The organism is Aeromonas sobria, assembly GCF_000820145.1.
Taxonomy (GTDB): Bacteria; Pseudomonadota; Gammaproteobacteria; order Enterobacterales; family Aeromonadaceae; genus Aeromonas; species Aeromonas sobria.
This window is the reverse complement of sequence record NZ_CDBW01000029.1, coordinates 93,480-112,631: the sequence shown is the minus strand read 5'-3', so window position 1 is coordinate 112,631 and position 19,152 is coordinate 93,480. Positions and strand designations below refer to the sequence as shown.

The following is a 19,152-nucleotide window of genomic DNA, read 5'->3' as shown; positions in this document are numbered from 1 at the left end:
TGTCGGAACTATAACCAGCGACTGAGCCAGTTCATCAGATGGATGGTGGGGTTGGAGAGCTGTCCCGGCTGACAAGCGGCCTTGAGGGCAACCAGATCTTGTTCTGCCTCCAGCAGTTTTTCGCTGGAGTGCTGCTCTGCAAATCGTTGACTCAAGATCGCCAGATCCGGCATCGCCAACTGGTGGTGACCGCATCCCGCCTGGGTTTTCAACGCGTCGCATAAAAACAGCTGCAGCCAGTGCAACCTGACCTGGGTCTCTTGCCCCAACTGGCTACAAACTGCGGTTGCTTTGATGGGGCTTTGCTGCAGAGCGACGAAATTTTCCAGCAGCTCACGGCGAGTTCCGTCCTGTTGCTGCTCGATATAATCGAGTACCCGCAATGGGGCGCCCTGACAGATCCGCACCTGGGCCAAGGTGGCCTGATGACCCTGCTCTGCCAACCAGCGTACTGTCTCCCCTTCCGCCGGCAACTGGCAGACATGTTTGTGACAGCGACTGAGAATGGTGGGGAGCAGCCGGGAAACCTGGGAGGCAATCAGCAACAGCAAGCTGTCGCCAGCCGGCTCTTCCAGGGTTTTCAGCAGGGCGTTGGCTGCCGATTCGGTCATCCGCTCCGCATCAGGAATGATCACCACTTTGCCACGGCCGAGCTGGGCAGAGCCCTGCAGCCGGGTGCAGATCTCGCGAATGGCCTCGACCCCGATGGTCTTGCTGTCACGGGCTATGGTGCCGAGATCCGGGTGGTTGCCCTTGTCAAACAGCTGGCAAGAGTGGCAATGACCGCACGGTTCTCCACGATCCGGTTGTTGGCAAAGATGTAAGCGAGCCAGTCGTTCGGCCAGCTGTTCCTTGCCAAGACCGGGATCCCCAAGCAGCAGCCAGGCGTGACCGAGCCGACCGGACTGAGCTGTCTGGCTTAAACGGTGCCAATCCGGGATCAGCCAGGGATACATAGCTGCTCGTTCGACAGATAGTGGTCCAATGCATGCTCGATGGCCGCTTTAACCTGATCCGGCGTTTGCGCCGCATCGATCACCACAATGGAATCATCCTTGGCGGCCAGTTCGAGATAACGCGCTCGGGTACGTTCGAAGAAACTGAGCTGCTCCAGTTCGATGCGATCCAGCTCGCCGCGATGGCGGGCGCGCTGCAAGCCAAGGGCGGGATCGATATCGAGATAGAGGGTGAAATCCGGCTTGAAGTTACCGAGCACCGCCTGCTTGATGGCACCGATCAGGTTGGCATTGATACCACGGCCACCACCTTGATAGGCCTGGGAGGAGAGATCGTGGCGATCCCCCACTACCCAGATACCGTCGGCCAGTGCCGGTTTGATGCGAGTCTCCACCAGTTGTACCCGGGAAGCATACATCAACAGCAGTTCGGCTTCGATGGTAAGGCGCTCATCGTGCACCTCTTTGACGATGGCGCGCATCCGCTCCGCCAGCGGGGTACCACCCGGCTCGCGGGTGCATTCGATCTTGTCGATACCGTAGCGCTGCAGATAGTCAGTGACATAACGCACAGCCGAGCTCTTCCCTGCCCCTTCCAATCCTTCGATCACAATAAATTTAGACATTAAGGTTTCTTCAATATGAATTCGCGAACCGCCCGATTGTGTTCATCGAGGGTCTTGGAGAAATAGTGGGCACCGCCCCCCTTGGCGACAAAATAGAGATAGTTGCTCGCCAGCGGGTTGAGCGCTGCTTCAATAGAGGCTTTGCCCGGCATGGCGATAGGCGTGGGCGGCAAACCATCGATCACATAAGTGTTGTAGGGATTCTTGTCGGTCAGATCGCTGCGGCGAATATTGCCATCGTAGCGATCCTTCACCCCGTAAATAACCGTGGGATCAGTCTGTAACTTCATCCCCAGACGCAGGCGATTGACAAATACTGCGGCAATTTGTGCTCGCTCATCAGGCTGGCCGGTCTCTTTCTCGATGATGGATGCCATGATCAGCGCCTCATAGGGCGTCTTGTAGGGCAAGTTGGCCTGACGTTTCTCCCAGCTCTGCTGCAAGAAGGTCTCCATATCCTGATGGGCCCGGCGCAATAGCGACAGATCGCTGGCATGGGTGGTATAGGCGTAGGTTTCCGGCAGGAACCACCCTTCCAGCTTGCCATTCTCGATGCCGAGCTCCTGCGCCAGATCGGCTTCTGATTGCTCGACCGTCAAACGCTCAAGATAAGGTGCGCTGGAGAGCTGCTTCTGCCAGTCCTCGAAACGGGAACCTTCAACGAAGGTAAGGCTGAAGTGAAACTCCTTGCCTGAGGCAAACAGGGAGAGGGTATCCTTGAGGGGAGCCCCTTCCTTGATCTCATAGGTGCCCGATTTGATGGCCACCAATTCAGGATGACCACGCAGCCAGAGCCGCACCGCCCATGGGCTGGTTTCCCCCTCCCCCAACTCGGTGATCAAGCGGGCGGCATGAGCCCCTTTTTCCACCGTAAAGAGCCGGGTCGGCCCTTTGTTGGTGAGTGTCTCCACCTGTTGCCATTTGTAGTGCACATAGCCCCCGGAGACGGCAACAGTCAGTGCCGCCCCCGCAAGCAGGGTGTAAAGCCGATTAAACTTCAATGACCAAACGCTCCTGTAAACGGCGACTCAATACCGCGGCGGGATAATAAATATCCTCGATACCGTTGACCGGTACCACCCCCATCAGGGTATTAGTGAGCCATACCTCTTCTGCCTGCCATAGTGACTCCAGAGGAGCCTCCACCACACGCAACTCAATACTCATCTGTTTCAGCATCGCCATCACCTGGCGGCGCATGATGCCATCGACGCCACCGCGGGCCAGATCCGGTGTAAATACCGTCTTGCCTCGACGCCAAAACAGATTGGCACTGACCCCTTCAGTCAGAAAACCGCGACTGTTGAGCACTATCCCTTCGACTGCACCACGGCTGACAAGTTCGCTTTTCAGCAATACCTGCTCCAGACGATTCAAGGTTTTAAGCCCGGCCAACATGGGGGCATCACCGATCCGCTGGCGGCACACCACCATCTCGATACCCTCCTGTTGCCACTGGCCATAGTGGGTGGGAAATGGCGCCAGGTTGATAATGCGGGTGGTGTGCTGACAACCGCTGCCATCATAGCCTCTGCCACCCTCTCCGCGGGTCAGGATCACCTTGGCCACACATTGTGGCTGGTTGGCCACCATCTCTTCAACTTCTTGGGTCAACAGATCCCAGTCAGGTTCAACCAATCCCAGCCGGTTGTTGGCCAGCTGCAGCCTTGCCAGATGGGCAGGCCACTGCAACACCCGACCATCTCTGACCGCCATGGTGGTGAAATGACCGTCACCATAGGCCAGCCCCCGATCATATGCCGAGATGCTATTAAGCTTCATTCCATTGATAAGCAAAGGGATCCCTCCGATAAAAAAGGCCCGATACCGGCAGTATCGGGCCTGTGTCTTTGCCCTGCGGCAAATTATACGCGTTTGAAGATCAGTGAGCCATTGGTGCCACCAAAACCAAACGAGTTGGAGAGGGCATACTCGAAGTTGCCTGGCTTGGCCACGTGGGGCACCAGATCCAGATCGCACTCTTCATCCGGGTTGTCCAGGTTGATGGTGGGCGGAGCCACCTGATCACGCAGGGCCAACACGGTGATGATCGCCTCGATGGCACCGGCGGCGCCCAGCAGGTGACCTGTCATGGATTTGGTGGAGCTGATCATCAGGGATTTGGCGTGCTCGCCAAACACTGACTTCATGCCACGCAGCTCGGCCACATCACCCAGCGGGGTGGAGGTGCCGTGAGCATTGATGTAACCAATCTGCTCGGGGGCAATGCCGGCATCCTTGATGGCATTTTTCATGGCGCGCGCGCCACCGTTACCATCGGCGGGAGGCGCAGTCATGTGATAAGCGTCACCGCTCATGCCAAAACCGACCAGCTCGGCATAGATCCGGGCACCACGGGCCTTGGCGTGTTCGTACTCTTCCAGCACCAGTACACCGGCACCATCACCCAGCACGAAACCGTCACGATCCTTGTCCCACGGACGGCTCGCTTTTTGCGGCTCATCGTTGCGATTAGAGAGCGCCTTGGCTGCGGCAAAACCGCCCATCCCCATCGGGGTGGAGGCTTTTTCAGTACCACCGGCCACCATCACCTCCGCATCACCGTAAGCGATCATCCGGCCCGCCATGCCGATGGCATGGGTACCCGTGGTACAGGCGGTGGTCACGGCAATGTTCGGCCCTTGCAGACCTTTCATGATGGAGAGATGACCAGACACCATATTGATGATGGTGGATGGTATGAAGAAGGGGCTCAGCTTGCGCGGACCACTGTTGATCAGGCTGCTGTGGTTCTGTTCAATCAGACCCAGACCACCGATACCGGAGCCAATTGCCACGCCAATACGCTCGGCATTCTCTTCATTGATGGTCAGGCCGGAATCATCCAGCGCCTGCATACCGGCAGCGATACCATATTGAATAAAGAGATCCATCTTGCGAGCGTCTTTACGGTTGATGCCGTATTGCTCGGGATCGAAATCTTTGACCATGCCTGCGAAGCGGGTCGCAAACTCGCTGGCATCAAAGTGGTCGATCAGGGAAATGCCGCTCTGCCCGTTGAGCAGTGCTTGCCAGCTGGATTCGGCAGTGTTACCCACCGGGGAAAGCATCCCCAAGCCGGTCACCACGACTCTGCGTTTTGACACTGAGGTAGTCTCCGAGAGGTTTTTGAAAGGAAGCAGATATAAAAGAAGCGGCCCTTGGGCCGCTTCTTTCAGAACAGGAAATTAATCCTGATTAGCGGTGATGTAGTCGATAGCCGCTTGAACAGTGGTGATCTTCTCGGCTTCTTCATCAGGAATTTCGGTATCGAATTCTTCTTCCAGCGCCATTACCAGTTCAACGGTATCCAAAGAGTCAGCGCCCAGGTCGTCGACGAAAGAGGCGGCGTTCTTAACGTCGTCTGCTTTAACACCCAGTTGTTCGATGATGATTTTCTTTACGCGTTCTTCGATGTTGCTCATGACCTGAATTTTCCTTTAAAAATACGCTATTGCGTCTGGTTGGGGTAGTTTATTCAATTGACGTGAGTTTGCAAGTAGCTTGCCGCTGGTCAAACCACGATATTCGCCAAACTTCGGCGTATTATCGCAAATTTGAACAGATCTCACGACAAATTGATTACACCATGTACATCCCGCCATTAACATGGAGGGTTTCGCCGGTGATATAAGCTGCTTCATCAGAAGCCAAGAATACCACAGCAGCGGCAATTTCTTTTGGATCACCCAAACGGGCGGCAGGCACCTGGCTCATGATGCCACTGCGTTGATCATCATTGAGTGCGCGGGTCATGTCGGTTTCGATGAAACCTGGCGCGACCGCGTTCACAGTGATACCACGGGATGCCACTTCCCGTGCCAACGCTTTGGTAAAGCCAACCAGACCGGCCTTGGCGGCCGCATAGTTGACTTGACCCGCATTACCCATGGTTCCCACCACGGAGCCAATGCTGATGATGCGACCATGACGTTTTTTCATCATGGCACGCAACACCGGTTTGCTCAGACGGTAGAGAGAGGTCAGATTGGTATCGATGATCTCGTTCCACTCGTCATCTTTCATCCGCATCAAAAGGTTGTCACGGGTGATACCCGCATTGTTGATCAGAATGTCGATGTCGCCAAAACGCGCCTTGATGGCGGCAAAGACGGCTTCGATGGATTCCTGGCTGGTCACGTTCAGTGCCATACCGCAGCCATTGTCGCCCAAATAGGCACTGATCGCCTCGGCACCGCTCTCGCTGGTTGCAGTACCGACCACTTTTGCGCCACGGGCCACAAACGTTTCGGCAATCGCACGACCGATACCACGACTGGCACCGGTCACCAACACAACCTTATCGGTAAAACTCATCACTTGCTCCTGTTTACTTGGACTGGGCCAGCGCCTGCTCGAAAGAGGCCGCATCGTTGGCATGGATACCTTCCACACGCTTGTCGATGCGCTTGGCCAACCCGCTCAATACCTTACCCGGCCCCATCTCAATCGCGAGAGTGACACTGTCATTGGCCATCTGCTCAACAGTCTCGGTCCAACGAACCGGGCTGAACAGCTGACGCACCAGGGCTTGCTTGATGGCGGCCGGATCCTGTTCACAGGATACGTCGACATTATTGATGACTGCGATGGTTGGAACCTTGATCTCGATCCCGTCCAGCGCTGCTGCCAGTTTTTCTGCGGCAGGTTTCATCAGGGCGCAGTGAGACGGCACTGAGACCGGCAGTGGCAGAGCACGCTTGGCGCCCGACTCTTTCATCAGCACGTTGGCACGCTCAACGGCCTCTTTGTGACCAGCAATAACTACCTGGCCCGGGGAGTTGAAGTTGACCGGAGAGACCACCTGCCCTTGCGCCGCTTTTTCGCAGTTGGCAGCGATAGATTCGTTGTCCAGACCGATGATGGCGGCCATGGCGCCAGTGCCTTCCGGTACCGCTTCCTGCATGGCCAGACCACGCAGTTCGACCAGTTTGACTGCATCGGAAAAATTGAGTGCACCGCTGCAAACCAGCGCCGAATACTCACCTAAGCTGTGACCCGCCATCACAGCAGGCGTTGCCCCACCCTGCTGTTGCCACAAACGCCACAGGGCGACAGAGGCAGTGAGCAGCGCAGGCTGGGTGCGCCAGGTTTTGTTCAGATCTTCAAGTGGACCATCCATCACCAGAGCAAGCAGGTCATAACCCAGCACCTGGCTCGCCTCGGCGAAGGTCTCCTTGATCACGGCATGTTGTTCGGCCAGCTCGGCCAACATGCCAACGGACTGGGAACCTTGTCCCGGGAAGGCAATGGCAAAATGGGTCATCATTGATTCCTGTTAGAAAAGATGAAAATGAAATCTGAAACGGAATGAGGCTAATGCCTCATCCCGACGAGGATCAGAGGCGAACCAGCGCCGAACCCCAGGCGAAACCGCCGCCAAATGCTTCCAGCAACACCAGCTGACCGGGTTTGATCCGGCCATCTCTGATCCCCTCATCAAAGGCGATCGGCACAGATGCCGCAGAGGTATTGCCATGTTTGTCGAGAGTCAACACCACTTTGTCGAGGCTCATACCAAGCTTCTTGGCCGTCGCGTTGATGATGCGGAAGTTGGCCTGGTGCGGCACCAGCCAGTCCAGCTCGCTTGGCGCGATACCGGCAGCCGCCAGGGTTTCGGTCACGATCTCGCTCAGGCGGGTGACCGCTACCTTGAATACGTCGTTGCCCTTCATATACATGTAGGCTTCGAGCTCGGCACCCGGCATGCCACGGCGCGGATGTGGCAACTTGAGCAAGTCACCATAACGGCCATCAGCATGCAGATGGGTAGAGAGAATACCGGGGGTCTCGCTGGCGCCAATCACCACCGCACCCGCCCCATCACCGAAAATAATGATGGTGCCACGATCTTGCGGATCGCACATGCGGGAGAGCACATCGGCCCCCACAACCAGCACATTACGTGCCGCGCCGGATTTGACAAACTGATCGGCAATGGAGAGCGCATAGGTGAACCCAGCGCAGGCTGCTGCCACGTCAAAAGCAGGAATACCTGGTACGCCGAGCAATCCCTGCAGCTCGCAGGCTGCGGCCGGGAAGGCATTTTCCGCACTGGTGGTCGCCAGCACTATCATGTCGAGATCGGCTGCGGTCAGACCTGCCGCATCCAGGGCGCGCAGAGCCGCCTGATGAGCCAAGGTTGCCACTGTTTCGTCAGCACCGGCAATGCGGCGCTCATGGATCCCGGTTCGTTCCACGATCCACTCATCACTGGTCTCGACCATCTGCTCAAGATCGGCGTTGGTACGCACTGAACTCGGCAAGTAGCTGCCAGTACCCAGAATTTTGCTATGCATAGAGTTCTTATAGATCCCTGTCAGAGAAGACAGCTTCAAGGCGATCTGCTATTTGCAGTGGAAGTTGATGTTTGGCCTCTTGTGCGGCCAGCAGGATCGCATTACACAAGGCACGCCGTTCAGCACGCCCATGACTTTTTACCACAATGCCGCGCAATCCTAACAGACTTGCCCCGTTATACTGGTCGGGGTTCAGGTAAGAAAAGCGTCGTTTGAACATAAACCCGGCGATACGGCCAAGAAAACTGCGTTTCTTGCGGGGATATCCGGCCAGCTCAGCCATCATCCGTACCACACCTTCTGCCGTCTTGAGCGCGACATTACCAACAAAACCATCGCAGACAATCACATCACACTCACCACTGAAGATACGATCACCTTCGATGAAGCCAACATAATTGAGTGCACTGCACTGTCGCAGCAGCTCGGCACTGTGCCGCACCAGATCATTACCCTTGATCTCCTCCTCGCCAATATTAAGCAAGGCGACCCGAGGCGCCGATATGCCTTCTACCTTCTCGGCCACAACGGAGCCCATTACCGCAAATTGCAGCAAGGTATCGGCATCACAACTTACGTTGGCGCCGAGATCCAGCATCATGGTGCGCTGGCCGCTCAAGGTCGGCAATGCCTTGATGAGCGCCGGTCTGTCTACCCCCGGCAAAGACTTGAGCACGCATTTGGCCATGGCCATCAAGGCTCCGGTATTACCGGCACTGACACAAGCATCGGCCTCACCGGCTTTCACCAGATTGAGCACAACTCGCATGGAGGAGTCTTTAAGGGTACGCAGTGCTACGATCGGCTTGTCGCCCATGCCAACCACTTGGGATGCATGTACGAAACGAACGCGGGGATGATTGAGCAAGCCATGTTGCTGCAACAAAGAGGAGGTCTGGTGCTGGTCGCCGACCAGGATCAGTTTTAGCTGGGGCAAAAGAGACAGTGCCTGCACGGCGGCAGGCACTGTTTCAGAGGGGCCAATATCTCCCCCCATGATGTCTAGCGCGACAGTTTGCGTAGACAAAGGCAATCCTTAAGCGATTACCTTTTTACCGCGATAGAAACCATCGGCAGTCACGTGGTGACGACGATGAATTTCACCACTGGTCTGATCAACAGTCAGTGCAGCGGAGGTCAGTGCATCGTGGGAACGACGCATGCCACGCTTGGAACGGGTTTTACGGTTCTGTTGTACGGCCATTGTAGGCTAACTCCTAAATTCACTTACGTTTAAGCGCTTCAAGAACTGCAAAGGGATTCGGCCGCTCATCAGCAGGTTCGATTTCACCCCAACTCATCTCCATATTCCCTCTCGGGCAAGCATCCATAGGGTGCATTGCGACTTGAGGCAACGTGAGGATTAATTCATCCTCGAGGATTTGATGAAGATCTATCTCGCCGTTTTCATCCAACTCAATGGGCTCATAAGCTTCCGGCAGTTCTTCCTCGTTTGTTTTTTCAAACAGCGGAGTGTAGATATATTCAGCTTCACAAAGGTATTCAAACGTTTCACCACAACGTTGGCAAACCAGGTCAACCTTGGCATGGGCAGTGCCTTTCATAACGGTCAACTTCTGGACATCTTTACCAAATTGCAGTGATACATCGATATCACTCTGCAAGCCAGCGGTTGACTCTTCCAGCCTGGGCATCTGCGACTTTTCCACTATCCCGACATAATCGAGCAGTTTCAAGGCACTACGGACTGGATCAACCTTAACGGGCAACTTCACCTTTTGCATAGGGCGCGAATATTATAGGTCCAACAATGGATAGTCAAAGGAAAAAGTCCTTACCGCCGATGATTTTAACGTCACAAGTCCCTAGAATGCCGGTACTTGCTTTCATCGGTGCCTGATATTATGCCACAGAATCTGACCCTCGCCTCAACTTCTCGTTACCGTAAAGCCTTGCTGGAGAAGCTCGGCCTGCCCTTTGATTGTGCCGCACCGGATGTGGATGAGCGCCCACTGGCGGGAGAATCGGCCCAGGCGTTAGTGGCCAGACTGGCCCGCGCCAAGGCACAAGCCATCGCCGATGGTCGTGATCACGGCCTGATCATAGGTTCTGATCAGGTGTGTGTCTGCGATGGCCGGACCCTCGGCAAACCGGGCACTATCGACAATGCGGTAGCGCAGTTAATGGCGGCACAGGGTCGCAGCGTGACCTTCTATACCGGTTTGTGTGTGCTGGATGCCGCGACCGGGCAGGCCCATCAACTGGTGGAACCTTTCACCGTTCATTTTCGCAATCTCGATGAAGCCGCCATTCGCCGCTATGTAGAGGCTGAATTGCCCCTCGATTGTGCCGGCAGCTTTAAATGCGAAGGAATGGGGATAGTGCTGTTCAAGGGGCTGGAGGGACGCGACCCCAACGCCTTGATCGGTCTGCCACTGATCGGCCTGATCGAGTTACTGGATCGCCACGGCATCGCCCTGCCCTGATGTCTCATTGCACAAAGAAAGATAACCATGACCAGCGGCAGGATCGCCGCCTCGTCTGGCAAGCACAGTCCGTTATCTTGCTGTTTCACTCTTATCCATCGGGAACCAGATAGTGCGTATAGATGATTTGAGGCTGTTTCTCTCAGTGGTTGAACTGGGCAATTTTGCCGCCGTGGCACACTCCCTTGATGTGCCACGAGCCCAGGTCAGTCGGCGGATTGGCGATCTGGAGCAGGCCCTTGGCTGCAAGCTGTTTACGCGCACCACCCGCAAACTGGCCCTGACGCCAGCCGGCACTGATTACTTTATGCAGTTGCAGGAGATTATTCCCCGGCTCGAAACCCTGAACCAAAGTATCAAGAATCAGAGCTCGGCCCCCACCGGCTCGGTCAAACTGGGGTTGATCGGGGATGCCGATATTCTGGCTCACGATCTGTTGCTTAATTTTCTCAGCCAGTACCCGCTCATTACGCTGGAAACCCACGTCAGTAATCTGGGTTATCACGACATCATGAACTACGGACTCGATGCCTGTGTCCATATTGGCAAGATGCAAGATAGCTCGTTTATTGCCAGACCCCTGACCACGGTATCGCGCAAGCTTTATGCCAGTCCGGGCTATCTGGCCGAGCACGGCATGCCGCAACAACTTGAGGATCTTCAGCAACACGCACTGCTGATCCACCGACTGGCCAGCGGTGAACTGGAAGATTGCTGGAACTTCAACACGGGCCCACTCAAAGTGAGTAGCCGACTCATCTCCAACAGCAGCCACTATATCCGCTACGCCGTGCTCAAGGGCGCCGGTATCAGCCTGCTGCCCGAGTTGAGCGTCAAGGCACACGTCACCAGTGGTGAACTGCTGGAGATCCTGCCTGCCCACAAGGTCTATCTCGATGATGCCTGGCTGGTCTATCCCAGTCGCAAGGGGATGACCCATGCCGCCCGCCTACTGATCGATAGTTTGCTGGCGGAATCGGCGCTACTACTGGACTAATTGTCACGCATTTCGAGACATTGAAGCACAGATAGACGGGATTATTAACGCTTCATGATTCAATTAAACTGGCGCCATATGATAACGCCTGTTTAAAGGAATCCTCCCATGGCACTTTCCCATCCCGGTACAACAGTGCTTAGCAGCACACTCCTGCTGCTGTTAAGCGGCTGTGGCGCCGACGCCACCACGCCCCCGTCCCAGCAACCAGCACAACTGCGCGCCGTCCAGGTGATGACCCTGGCTGACCCCGTTGTCACCCGAGCGCACAAATTTAGCGGGGTGCTGAAATCAGCCCACACCACTGACCTCTCGTTTCGCGTTCACGGCATGTTACAGGAGCTGGTAGCGACCGAAGGCTCGCGGGTCCGCAAAGGGGAGCTACTCGCGCGACTCGACCCGCACGATTTTCAGGTCTCAGTGAGCCAGGGAGAGGCCCAGTTAGCTGAAGCAACCGCCGCCCACCAACTTGCACGGATCGAGCTAGCTCGGATCAAGCGTGCTTGCGCCGATAACGCCATCGCCGATGTCAATCTCGATCGGGCTATCAGCGGCGAAGCCCGTGCGCACGCAGCGGTCAAGCTGGCCACTCAGGGGCTGCAAAAAGCCCGTGATGCGCTGGCATATAGCGAACTGCGCGCTCCCTTTGACGGGGTGATTGGCAAGCGACATATCGACAATCACGAGTTCGTGCTGCCCGGTATCAAGGTGCTCACCTTGCATCAGCCAGATCAGCTCAATGTGGTGATCGATGTACCGGAACGCCAGGTCAGCAGGATAAAAACCGGTCAGCTGGGTCATCTCGCCTGGGGTCAGCGCCAGCAAGATCTCGCCGTCATGGTGACCGATATCGCCTCCATCCCCTCCCCGCTCAAACGCACCTATGAGGTCACCCTCTCCCTGCCTCGGGATCAGGTCAATCTGGTGGCGGGCAAGTCGGTTAATGTCACCCTCGAACAGCCGCAGCAAGCTGAAAACCCGCTCTTCTGCCTGCCCGCGATGGCGGTCAACAGTCAGGATCGCCAGTGGCATGTCTGGCGGGTGGCGCAAGACCACGTAACCCGAATCCCGGTGTCACTCCATGATCAGCAGCAAAATACCCTGTGTGTCAGTGGTGAACTGGCGGCAGGTGATCAACTGGTGGTCGCTGGCAGCGCCTTCGTCAGCGAAGGCGAGCAGGTCGCAATTATTGCCAACCACTCGCTGGATCAGGTGGCTATCATGGCAAACCAATCACTGGAAAAGGTCGGCAAATCATGAATCTCTCGACCTTTGTGCTACGCCAGAAGACCTTCGTGATCTTCTTCACCCTGCTCTGCACCCTCGTCGGGCTGGTCTCCTACTTCCAACTTGGCAAGCTGGAAGATCCCGCCTTCACCGTCAAAAGTGCGGTGATTGTCACCCTCTACCCCGGTGCCGATGCCGGTGAGGTGGAGCGGCTGGTCACCGATCAGATCGAAACCAAATTGCAGGAGATGGCGCCGCTATGGAAGCTGCGCTCCCTCTCCCGTCCCGGCAGTTCGATGATTTTTGTCGATCTGCAGGAGCAGGTGAACTCTGCCGAGCTCCCCCAGCAGTGGGACTTGCTGCGCCGCAAGGTGGATGACGTCAAGCTGTCCCTGCCACCCCAAGCCCAGCTCACCATAGTGCAGGATGAATTTTCCGAAGTGTATGGCATGCTCTTCTCCCTTTATGGCGATAACGTCGCCATGGCCGATCTCAAGGATCATGCCCGCGAGCTGCAACGCCGGCTCAAGGCCGTCGAGGGGGTGAAGAAAGTTCAGTTGCACGGCATTCGGGAGCAGGTGATCAACATCGATCTCGATGATGAACGGTTGGCACAAGCCAACCTGACCACCCTGCAGCTGATCGATCAGCTAACCAGTCAAAACATGCCATTGCACAGTGGGGATTTCCCCCTTGGCATCGAGCAACTGCGCGTTGAGCAGGGCGGTGCGTTCAACAGCGTGGAGGATATCCAGAACCTCAGCATCAAGACCGGTATCAATGGTCTCGAAAGCGCCACGGTGAAGCTCGGTGATATCGCCAACATCTATCTGGACTACCAGGATCCCGCCATGACCCTGAGCCGCTTCAATGGCCAGCAAGCGATCACCCTGGCGGTGAGCCCGGTCAACGGCATCAACGTGGTCAGCATTGGGGACACCCTCAAACAGGAACTGGTACAGTTCGAAGCCACCCTGCCGGAGGGTGTGCATATCGGCATCATCGCCTATCAGCCGGAGGAGGTGGCCAAGTCGGTCAATAACTTCATCCTCAACCTGGCCGAGAGCGTGATCATCGTTGTGGTTGTATTGCTGATCTTCATGGGGTGGCGCAGTGCCGCCATCGTCGGTGCCAGCCTGTTGCTGACCATCCTGTTTACCCTGATCTACCTCAATCTGACCCAGGTCGATCTGCAGCGGGTATCGCTCGGCTCGTTTATCCTGGCGCTGGGCATGCTGGTGGACAATGCCATCGTCATCGTCGATCTCTTTGAGTCCAAATTGCGCCAGGGGATTGCTCGCCATCAGGCGGTGAGCGACAGCATCCGCGAAATGGCGCTGCCGCTGTTGGCTGCCACCCTGATCGCCGCACTGGGAACCGCACCGGTACTTTTCTCCCAGACTGATGCCGCCGAGTTTGCCCTCTCCATCGTCCAGGTGCTGTGCAGCTCCCTGCTGCTCTCATGGCTCATCGCCATGACGGTCACCCCGTTGCTCTGCTGGTATTTCATTCCAACACCGAGCCAAACCGACGGCACGGCACGGGTCTCAGCCATGGCCCAGCTCTACCAAAAAGCCGTGTTCTGGTCGGTAGACCATCCGGTCAAACTGCTGCTCGGGGTGGCCCCTGTGCTGCTGTTGACCCTGGTCGCCATTCCGCTGCTGCAGGTCAACTTCATGCCCTCCTCGGATCGCCCCATGCTGTTTCTCGACTACTGGCTGCCCAACGGGGGACGGATTGCGCAAACCTCCGCTGACATGCACAAAATTGAGCGGTGGCTGCTGCGTCAACCCCAGGTGATCAGCATTTCCAGCCACGTTGGCGAGAGTGCCCCGCGCTTCTCGGTCACCGTGGAGCCCGAGCCTTTTGACAACAGCTATGGCCAGATCCTGATCAATACCCGCAGTTATGACGATATCGCCTCTCTGACGGCGGCAGGAGATGCCTGGCTGCAGGCCGAGTTCCCTTATGCCGAGCCCAGATTCCGTCCGCTCAAGCTGGCCACCAAGGATAAATTTGCCATTGAAGCCCGCTTCGTTGGACCGGATCCTCAAGAGCTACACCGGCTGGCCAATCAGGCCAAGCAGTTGCTGGCGGCTAACCCCCGCCTCATCTACATCCGGGATAACTGGCGGCAGGAGAGCAAGGTGCTGGTGCCCCTCATCAACCAGGATGCGGCAAGAATGGCCGGCGTCAATCGCACTGATATTGCCAACGCCATTTCCCGGGCAACCGATGGTAGCCTGATTGGCCTGATGCGCTGCGATGATGATCTGATCCCCATCAAACTGCGCAGCAGCAACGCCTCGCTGGAGCACTTTGGCAATATTCCGGTGCGATCCCTGCTCGGTAGCCACAGCGTCCCGATGGGACAGGTTGTCGATGGTATCGAATTCAAAGGGGAAGAGAGCATGCGCTGGCGCTACAACCGTCAACCGGCCATCACAGTGCAGGCTGACGTGCGCGGCGATACCCCTTCCAATGTGCGCAAGGCCGTGGCCAGTGAGCTGGAAGCCATTGCCCTGCCCCCCGGCTACACCATGGAGTGGGGCGGCGAATATTATGACGAGAAGCGGTCGGTCGATGATCTGATGACCCAGACCCCCAAGGCGATGATCTTGATGACCATCATCCTGGTCGCCATGTTCAGTGCCTATCGCCAGCCGTTCATCATCTTGGTGACCCTGCCATTGGCCTCCATCGGCGTTGTCTGGAGCCTGTTGTTACTGGACAAACCGTTCGGCTTTATGGCGATTGTCGGCCTGATCTGCCTGAGCGGCATGATCATCAAAAACGGCATAGTGCTGATCGACCAGATCGAACTGGAACGCAAGAATGGCAGAGCGCTGGCAGAGGCGGTGAAAGTCGCGACCCTCAACCGCACCATGGCCATCTCGATGGCGGCCCTCACCACGGTACTCGGGATGATACCGCTGCTGACCGACCGGCTGTTTGATCAGATGGCGGCCACCATAGTGGGCGGGCTCTCCGCCGCCTCATTCCTCTCCCTTTTCGTGATGCCAGCCCTCTATCAACTGCTCTATCGCGGCGACAAGCAGGCGGCCATCACCCCCTCGATCAGCAAGGAGCAGTGCCATGATTGACTATCGACTCACCATGGTGGCCGCCGCCCTGCTGCTGTGCGGTTGCAGCATGACCCCAGACTATGAGGTGCCGCTGGTGGCCGTGGGGAATGTCTATCTCAATAGCCAGGGAACAGCGGGGATCAGCGCGGTCAAGCCCGTGGCTGGGGTGCACTGGTGGCAGCAGTTCAATGATCCGCAGCTCGACCAGCTGATCGTGGCCGCCCAGCAACAGAACATCCCCATCAGGATGGCCAAGGAGCGGATCAACGCTGCGCAATCCTATCAGGCGGCGGTCTCCTCCCTTAAAGTGCCTACCGTCTCCCTTAATGCCGGTTATCTGGATATGCGGCTGAGCGAGAATGGGCCGCTGAGCGGCCCTGCCGTCACCGAATATGCGCTGCCGCCCCAGCTGGGGGGCAGTAGCATCAGCCTGATCGATCGCGACAGCCATGCCCATCTGGCCAGCGCATCCATCGGCTGGGAGGCAGACCTGTTTGGCCGGATCGATGCCATGAGCCAGGCTGCCAGCATCCGGGTTGAGCAGGCCGAGCTGCTGCAGCGCAACCTCACCACCCTGATGACCGCCGAGGTGATCAACAACTACTTGCAGTACCGCGCCGCTGAAGAGCGCATGGCCATCACCCGCCAGACCATCACAGAACAGCAACAGGTGCTGGATCTGGTGCTCTCCCTCCAGCGCCACGGCTATGGATCTGAGCTGGATATAGCCAATGCCCGCGCCGCCCAGGCCACCACAGAAGCCATGCTACCGATGCTCGACAGTGCTCGCGCCGTCCATCTTGGTCGGCTGGCCATTTTACTGGGGGAGACCACCGCCCAGACCCGCAACCGGCTCGGTGACGGCGTCTTGCCACAGATGAAGGGGCTGATCCCGGTGGGCCTGCCATCGGATCTGCTGACCAGACGATGGGATATCGCCCTGGCCGAGCGGGAGATGGCTGCGCGCAACCAGCAGCTGGGCGCCACCATCGCCAACCAGTACCCGAAACTGATGTTGACCGGTACTCCCGGGGTATCGGCCCACAACCTGGACGATCTGCTCTCCTCGGGTTCCGTGGGTTGGTCCCTTGGGGCTGGCATAAGTTGGAACCTGTTCGACGGCGGGCGAGGTGCTGCCATGGTGGATCTGCAAGAAGCGGCATTTCGAGAATCCGCCCTCACCTATCAGCAGGTCGTCAATGGCGCCTTCAACGAGGTAGATACGGTGCTCAATGCTTATGCAAATAGCCAGGAGTATTACCGCTTGCTCAACCAAGCCGACCAGCAGGCGCGCCTGGCGGTCAACAAAGCAACCAGCCTCTATCGGGCCGGGCTCGAAAACCATCTGAGCGTGCTCAATGCCCAGCGCGTCAGCAACAACCTGCAGGATGCCAAAGTACAGGCCAGGCTCAATACCGCCACCACAGTGGTGATGTTGCACAAGGCACTGGGTGGCGAATGGACAGTGCCACAAGCCCCCGCGCATGAAGAAACGGCAGGATAAGCAAGATAAAAAAGAGCCCGGCCAATTGGCCGGGCTCTTTTTTATCGATGGGATTCAGGCATTCACAATAACTGTTGCAGCGCTGCCATGGTATCCACCACTGCCGATGGCCGGTGACGACTGAGGGCATCACGGTTATCGACCCCCCAGCTAACGCCAATCCGGGGCATGGCAATCGCCTCGGCCATCGCCATATCATGCACCGAGTCACCGATCATCACCGCCTGCCGGGGCAATAGCCCCAGCTCGGCCAGGATCTGCTCAAGCATCAAAGGATCAGGCTTGGAGCGCGCCTCATCGGCCCCCCGGCTGGTGATGAACAAGGGGCGCAACCCAGTCTCGTCCAATACCCGGTCAAGACCACGACGTGATTTTCCGGTGGCGACCGCCAGCAGCAACCCCTGGGTGTGCCAGCCACGCAACAACGCCTCTGCCCCAACAAATAAAGGGCTGGGAGTCACATCGTGCAGATAGTGATGGCGATAGCGATCGGTCAGCGCGGTGATCTGACACTCATCATCGCCACAACCAAACAGGTGGGACATGGCCACATCGAGACTCAATCCGATAATTTGCCGGATCTGAGCCGGTGCTGGCACCGCCAGTTCGCAATCGCTGGCGGCCCCTTGCACACAGGCAACAATCCGGCCCACCGAATCCATCAGGGTACCGTCCCAATCGAAAATGGCGAGCCGGATATCTTGCATTAGCGAGCCAGTTTTTCCAGGAAGCCATCAAGCTCAGGAGCAAGAGGAGCCTCCATCTGCATCTCGCGACCATCGGCAGGATGAATAAAGCTCAGCTTCCAGGCATGTAAAAACAGTCGTTTCAGCCCTTGGCTGCGCATTTTCTCATCAAACGCCGCTTCGCCATACTTATCGTCGCAAGCGATCGGGTGACCGGCATGCAGGGTGTGAACGCGGATCTGGTGGGTGCGACCGGTGATCGGACTACACTCGACCAGGGTCGCTTCGGCGAATTGACGCACGACCCGAAACCGGGTTTCAGACGGTTTGCCATCAGCACTGACCCGCACCACCCGTTCACCGGATTGCAGATCGTTTTTGCGCAGCGGTGCGTTGACCACTTTGACGTGAGCCTGCCACTTGCCGCGAACCAGCGCCAGATACTGCTTGCGCATGGTCTTAATCCGCAGTTGTTCATGCAGGCTACGCAAGGCGCTGCGCTTTTTGGCAACCAGCAGCACGCCGGAGGTATCGCGGTCGAGACGGTGTACCAGCTCGAGGAAGCGAGCGTCCGGACGCAAAGCACGAAGCCCCTCGATGACGCCAAAGCTGAGGCCACTGCCACCGTGTACTGCCATGCCAGAGGGCTTGTTCAGCACGATCATCGCCTCGTCTTCGAACAGGATCTGGCTCTCCAGACGCTGGATAACCCCCAGATTAGCCGACGGCAATTCATTTTTTTCGGCAACGCGGACAGGGGGCACCCTTATCACGTCACCCGCGCAGAGTTTGTACTCCGGTTTGATGCGCTTTTTGTTTACCCGCACTTCGCCTTTGCGAAGGATGCGATAGATCAGGCTCTTGGGGACGCCCTTTAGCTGAGTCTTGAGAAAATTGTCTATGCGCTGCCCGTCATGCTCAGCTTCGATGGTGAGCAGCTGCACTTGTTGTTGTATCTGTGTCATGGCGCGGATTTTAACACTGCCAAGGCCCCTTGGCTGCATGGTTTGTTGAAAAATGGCGCCTTGCTATAAAAGAGGTTTAAATGGGATAATAAACAAGGTTTTGTCATTGTGTTCAAGCCTTGTACTAAGTGGCCAAATAGTATGCCACCCAATCCCGAAACACCGTGTATACAAGAACATGACGGTTCCCGGGTGCGAGGTACAACGCATGGAGAACACAAACATTACCGTTTATTTGTCTCCACTGCGGCACCCTTAACTCGTCACCTCTCGAGAAGTGACGACCAGAGCGCCCTTAGTTTGCGCCTCATGCATACCCCAGCCGGGAGGTTGCCCAAGTATGCTGAAGACCCGAGGCC

The 19,152-nt window shown here is 57.0% G+C and carries 19 protein-coding genes; 5 read left to right on the top strand and 14 right to left on the bottom strand.

What is annotated here, in order from left to right:
• Positions 1-8 precede the first annotated feature (8 nt).
• From holB to yceD, 12 genes are all read right to left on the bottom strand, one after another.
• Positions 9-956: a DNA polymerase III subunit delta' gene (holB, locus tag BN1135_RS13595; RefSeq protein ID WP_042021924.1), complete on the bottom strand. Its 948-nt coding sequence runs from the start codon at positions 954-956 to the stop codon at positions 9-11.
• The gene (tmk, locus tag BN1135_RS13590; protein ID WP_042021923.1) at positions 941-1,582 is read right to left on the bottom strand and encodes a dTMP kinase; all 642 of its coding nucleotides are present in this window, start codon (positions 1,580-1,582) and stop codon (positions 941-943) included. The genes holB and tmk overlap by 16 nt, the downstream gene beginning before the upstream one ends.
• Positions 1,582-2,583: an endolytic transglycosylase MltG gene (gene mltG, locus BN1135_RS13585; protein WP_042021922.1), complete on the bottom strand. Its 1,002-nt coding sequence runs from the start codon at positions 2,581-2,583 to the stop codon at positions 1,582-1,584. The genes tmk and mltG overlap by 1 nt, the downstream gene beginning before the upstream one ends.
• Complete coding sequence (pabC, locus tag BN1135_RS13580) at positions 2,573-3,379, bottom strand: aminodeoxychorismate lyase (protein ID WP_042021921.1); 807 nt, start codon at positions 3,377-3,379, stop codon at positions 2,573-2,575. Before pabC ends, mltG begins: the two co-directional genes overlap by 11 nt.
• A gap of 68 nt (positions 3,380-3,447) precedes the next feature.
• Positions 3,448-4,689, bottom strand: a complete 1,242-nt coding sequence (gene fabF, locus BN1135_RS13575; RefSeq protein WP_042021920.1) for a beta-ketoacyl-ACP synthase II — start codon at positions 4,687-4,689, stop codon at positions 3,448-3,450.
• Between the two features lie 81 nt (positions 4,690-4,770).
• Entirely contained in the window at positions 4,771-5,007 is a 237-nt protein-coding gene (gene acpP, locus BN1135_RS13570) for an acyl carrier protein (RefSeq protein WP_042021919.1), read from the bottom strand.
• A 157-nt stretch (positions 5,008-5,164) separates the two neighbouring features.
• Complete coding sequence (gene fabG, locus BN1135_RS13565) at positions 5,165-5,899, bottom strand: 3-oxoacyl-ACP reductase FabG (RefSeq protein WP_042021916.1); 735 nt, start codon at positions 5,897-5,899, stop codon at positions 5,165-5,167.
• Between the two features lie 13 nt (positions 5,900-5,912).
• Positions 5,913-6,848: an ACP S-malonyltransferase gene (fabD, locus tag BN1135_RS13560; RefSeq protein WP_042021913.1), complete on the bottom strand. Its 936-nt coding sequence runs from the start codon at positions 6,846-6,848 to the stop codon at positions 5,913-5,915.
• Between the two features lie 73 nt (positions 6,849-6,921).
• Positions 6,922-7,881 carry a beta-ketoacyl-ACP synthase III gene (locus BN1135_RS13555; RefSeq protein ID WP_042021911.1) on the bottom strand — a complete coding sequence of 320 codons (960 nt, stop codon included), beginning with the start codon at positions 7,879-7,881 and terminating at the stop codon, positions 6,922-6,924.
• Between the two features lie 7 nt (positions 7,882-7,888).
• The gene (plsX, locus tag BN1135_RS13550) at positions 7,889-8,908 is read right to left on the bottom strand and encodes a phosphate acyltransferase PlsX (RefSeq protein ID WP_042021909.1); all 1,020 of its coding nucleotides are present in this window, start codon (positions 8,906-8,908) and stop codon (positions 7,889-7,891) included.
• A gap of 9 nt (positions 8,909-8,917) precedes the next feature.
• Complete coding sequence (gene rpmF, locus BN1135_RS13545) at positions 8,918-9,085, bottom strand: 50S ribosomal protein L32 (protein WP_042021907.1); 168 nt, start codon at positions 9,083-9,085, stop codon at positions 8,918-8,920.
• Between the two features lie 19 nt (positions 9,086-9,104).
• The gene (gene yceD, locus BN1135_RS13540; protein ID WP_042021904.1) at positions 9,105-9,626 is read right to left on the bottom strand and encodes a 23S rRNA accumulation protein YceD; all 522 of its coding nucleotides are present in this window, start codon (positions 9,624-9,626) and stop codon (positions 9,105-9,107) included.
• A gap of 120 nt (positions 9,627-9,746) precedes the next feature.
• Between yceD and BN1135_RS13535 the strand changes: the two genes are divergently transcribed.
• The 5 genes from BN1135_RS13535 to BN1135_RS13515 all read left to right on the top strand — a co-directional run bounded on the left by BN1135_RS13535 (position 9,747) and on the right by BN1135_RS13515 (position 17,142).
• Positions 9,747-10,328: a Maf family protein gene (locus BN1135_RS13535; protein WP_042021902.1), complete on the top strand. Its 582-nt coding sequence runs from the start codon at positions 9,747-9,749 to the stop codon at positions 10,326-10,328.
• A gap of 112 nt (positions 10,329-10,440) precedes the next feature.
• Positions 10,441-11,325, top strand: coding sequence for a LysR family transcriptional regulator (locus BN1135_RS13530; RefSeq protein ID WP_042021900.1), 885 nt, complete (start codon positions 10,441-10,443; stop codon positions 11,323-11,325).
• A 108-nt stretch (positions 11,326-11,433) separates the two neighbouring features.
• Complete coding sequence (locus tag BN1135_RS13525) at positions 11,434-12,585, top strand: efflux RND transporter periplasmic adaptor subunit (protein ID WP_052443845.1); 1,152 nt, start codon at positions 11,434-11,436, stop codon at positions 12,583-12,585.
• The gene (locus BN1135_RS13520) at positions 12,582-15,656 is read left to right on the top strand and encodes an efflux RND transporter permease subunit (RefSeq protein WP_042021898.1); all 3,075 of its coding nucleotides are present in this window, start codon (positions 12,582-12,584) and stop codon (positions 15,654-15,656) included. The genes BN1135_RS13525 and BN1135_RS13520 overlap by 4 nt, the downstream gene beginning before the upstream one ends.
• Entirely contained in the window at positions 15,649-17,142 is a 1,494-nt protein-coding gene (locus BN1135_RS13515) for an efflux transporter outer membrane subunit (RefSeq protein WP_042021896.1), read from the top strand. The genes BN1135_RS13520 and BN1135_RS13515 overlap by 8 nt, the downstream gene beginning before the upstream one ends.
• A gap of 62 nt (positions 17,143-17,204) precedes the next feature.
• Here the strand turns inward: BN1135_RS13515 and BN1135_RS13510 are convergent, their stop codons facing one another.
• A complete protein-coding gene (locus BN1135_RS13510; protein WP_042021894.1) occupies positions 17,205-17,849 on the bottom strand; it encodes an HAD-IA family hydrolase in 645 nt (214 codons plus the stop codon).
• A complete protein-coding gene (gene rluC / locus BN1135_RS13505; RefSeq protein ID WP_213391084.1) occupies positions 17,849-18,793 on the bottom strand; it encodes a 23S rRNA pseudouridine(955/2504/2580) synthase RluC in 945 nt (314 codons plus the stop codon). Before rluC ends, BN1135_RS13510 begins: the two co-directional genes overlap by 1 nt.
• Positions 18,794-19,152: the final 359 nt, after the last annotated feature.